Origin of the sequence: Alkalihalobacillus sp. BA299, from assembly GCF_017745675.1 — a bacterium.
Taxonomy (GTDB): domain Bacteria; phylum Bacillota; class Bacilli; order Bacillales; family Bacillaceae_F; genus Alkalihalobacterium.
Window position 1 is genome coordinate 1 of record NZ_JAFLJM010000047.1, and the last position, 2,741, is coordinate 2,741.

A 2,741-nucleotide genomic window follows, 5' to 3' on the forward strand; every position below is an offset into this window, starting at 1 on the left:
ATTACCAAATGAAACAGTATCGTCATGCCTTAAAAGAACATGGAATAACACAAAGCATGTCACGTAAAGGAAACTGTTATGACAACGCCGTTATAGAGAATTTCTTTGGAATTATGAAGTCTGAATTCCTTTATCTAAATGAATTTGAAAGCATTGAACATTTTAAACAAGAACTTGAGGAATACATGTTTTATTATAATAACAAACGTATAAAGTCAAAATTAAAAGGCAAGAGTCTGATACAATACCGAACACTTGCCCAACAAGCAGCTTAATAAAATTATCTGTCTAACTTTTTGGGGTCACTTCAATTTTCAATAGAAAATCACATGCGTTTTTATCTTAGTATACAGGGATTATTCTCCAATTAAGTAGTGCAATCCCATCACTAATTGCAAATATTTGGCAGATATAGGAATATATTGTCTTCATTGTCATATTTCCTAAAATAACGGATTCTCAGTCCGCAAAGGAAGGTCAGCTACCCAAAAAGGTGCTGACACTTTTTTCTATCTATATTTAATATTTAATTATATGAATTGAAAAGGATCTGTATTTACTTTACTCGTTATCACTTCTGTTTCATATTTATGATTAGCTAAGTATTCTTGTAAGTATTTCTGTACCCCTTGCTTCATGATTTTTTCAACATTGTGCCCTGGGTCAACGATATTAAGACCATCCATCATCGCATCATGTGCAACATGGTAGTAGACGTCTCCCGTAACAAAGACATCGGCGCCTTTAAATATTGCTTGAGACATATACTTGTTCCCATCTCCTCCAAGAACAGCTACTTTCTTTACTCTTGAATCGAGTTTACCGACAACTCGTGCACCTTTTACATCAAAAGCATCCTTCACAAGATATGCAAATTGCTCTAACGTTATTTCCTCTTGAAGAAGACCGATACGGCCTAATCCCAGTACTTCTCCGTTATTATGAAGTGGATAAATATCAAAAGCTGGTTCTTCGTAAGGGTGGGCTTTAATCATTGCTGCAATTACTTTATTCTGAAGGTGACTTGGAATAATCGTTTCAATCTTCACTTCATCAACTTTTTCTAGCTTACCTTGCTGACCGATAAATGGATTTGTTCCTTCTAAGGGTGTAAACGTACCAAAACCTTCACTATTAAAGGTACAATGACTGTAATTGCCGATATGACCTGCCCCTGCGTTCCCAAGTGCAGATCGAACATGATCTACATGACTATGAGGAACAAAAACCACGACTTTCTTTAATGCAATCTCAGTCGTTGGTGATAGTACTTCACAATCCTTTAAGCCTAGGGCAGCAGCCATCATATCATTTACTCCACCCCTAGCAACATCTAAATTCGTATGTGCAGCGTATATCGTAATATTATGCTTAATCGCTTTTTCAATGATACGACCTGCTGGACGATTCGTATCAATATTTTTTAGCGGTCTAAAAATAAGTGGGTGGTGAGCAATGATTAAGTCGACACCTTCATCAATTGCTTCATCTATCACTTCCTCAAGAACATCGAGAGCAACCATTACTTTTTGGATGGGTTTATTGAGGGTTCCGACCATTAAACCAATTTTATCCCCTTCTACTGCTAGTGACTTCGGTGACCAACTCTCAAACATTTGTATAATTGCTTGACCATTGGCTAGTTTGCTCATCTTGAAATGACCTCCTCAACTGAAGTAATTAATCGAATTACTTCTTCTTTTTTCAATTTCACTTCCTCTGTTTCTTTTGCCTGTTCGAATTGATTCAAAATTCGTTTCCAGCTATTGATCTCACTTTTCCACTTTTTAATGAAGGCTGAATTTTTTTCATGCATTAAAAAAGGGCCAAGTAATAATTCTAATTCACATTGGTCAGTGTAAGGCTTATCCCCATATCCTCTTTCAGCTACAAGAATTTCGTATATTTTATCATCTTCTTCTAATATAACTTCATGGATTAATTCCCAATCATTCTTTTTTAACCAAATGCGTATTCGATCTGCCATTACATTCGGTTGCAATATTAGCCGTTTTACTCCATCAAGCTTTTCGCGTCCCGTCTCTAAAATTTCGGTAATCAATGCTCCTCCCATACCTGCAATAATGACATGATCAACTTCTTGAGGTGAAATGACTTCAAGCCCATTTCCTTTGCGAACATGAACTGTACCTGATATCCCTAACCTATGAACTTGAGAAAGCGCCGATTGGTACGGTCCATCATTTACCTCACCTGCAACGGCATAACGAATTTGATTATTGACACATAAATAGGACGGAAGATACGCATGGTCGGAACCAATATCAGCGATCCTTGCATCCTTATGTACAAAATCTGCAACAGTTTTTAAGCGTTTTGAAAGCTTTGTTTCATTCATGTTTTCACCACATTTATGTAGACTTTTTTTAATCATACCTATTATGAATATTAAAGTGCAAGTTAGAACAGCGTAAGCGCGCGTTTTGCGGCGTATATCCTTGCGCCCTCCGTATGAGATAAAGGAAACACGGCGAGTTATAACGAGGCGATGTTGACTTATCGTAAAGAGGAGAGCTCGTCCACTAGACGCTGGGCGCTGAAGCTAGACATCCTCAAAATTCATACCATTTAACGAAAAAAAGAGGGGTGACTGGGTACCGACCCCCAAAAGTTAGAGTAGAAAACTAACTTTTGGGGGTATTTTTATGGCCAAATATAGTGAGGAATTTAAAATAAAGCTTGTTACTGAGTATTTACATGGAGAACTTGGATATAAATTA

General features: G+C 37.0%; 3 protein-coding genes. 1 reads left to right on the top strand and 2 read right to left on the bottom strand.

Translation table 11 applies throughout. The features are described from left to right. Positions 1-275, top strand: a 275-nt coding sequence (locus J0N78_RS25360) for an IS3 family transposase (protein ID WP_209125855.1), incomplete at its 5' end; no start/stop codon positions are given. Positions 276-530: 255 nt separating this feature from the next. Here the strand turns inward: J0N78_RS25360 and J0N78_RS25365 are convergent. Continuing rightward, entirely contained in the window at positions 531-1,652 is a 1,122-nt protein-coding gene (locus J0N78_RS25365) for a Nif3-like dinuclear metal center hexameric protein (RefSeq protein ID WP_209125856.1), read from the bottom strand. Then, positions 1,649-2,359 carry a tRNA (adenine(22)-N(1))-methyltransferase gene (locus J0N78_RS25370; protein ID WP_209125857.1) on the bottom strand — a complete coding sequence of 237 codons (711 nt, stop codon included), beginning with the start codon at positions 2,357-2,359 and terminating at the stop codon, positions 1,649-1,651. The genes J0N78_RS25365 and J0N78_RS25370 overlap by 4 nt, the downstream gene beginning before the upstream one ends. Positions 2,360-2,741 lie beyond the last annotated feature (382 nt).

Excerpts from the sequence above, each read along its gene's own strand:
- J0N78_RS25365 (WP_209125856.1), bottom strand. The coding sequence starts at position 1,652 with ATGAGCAAACTAGCCAATGGTCAAGCAATTATACAAATGTTTGAGAGT.
- J0N78_RS25370 (WP_209125857.1), bottom strand. The coding sequence starts at position 2,359 with ATGAATGAAACAAAGCTTTCAAAACGCTTAAAAACTGTTGCAGATTTT.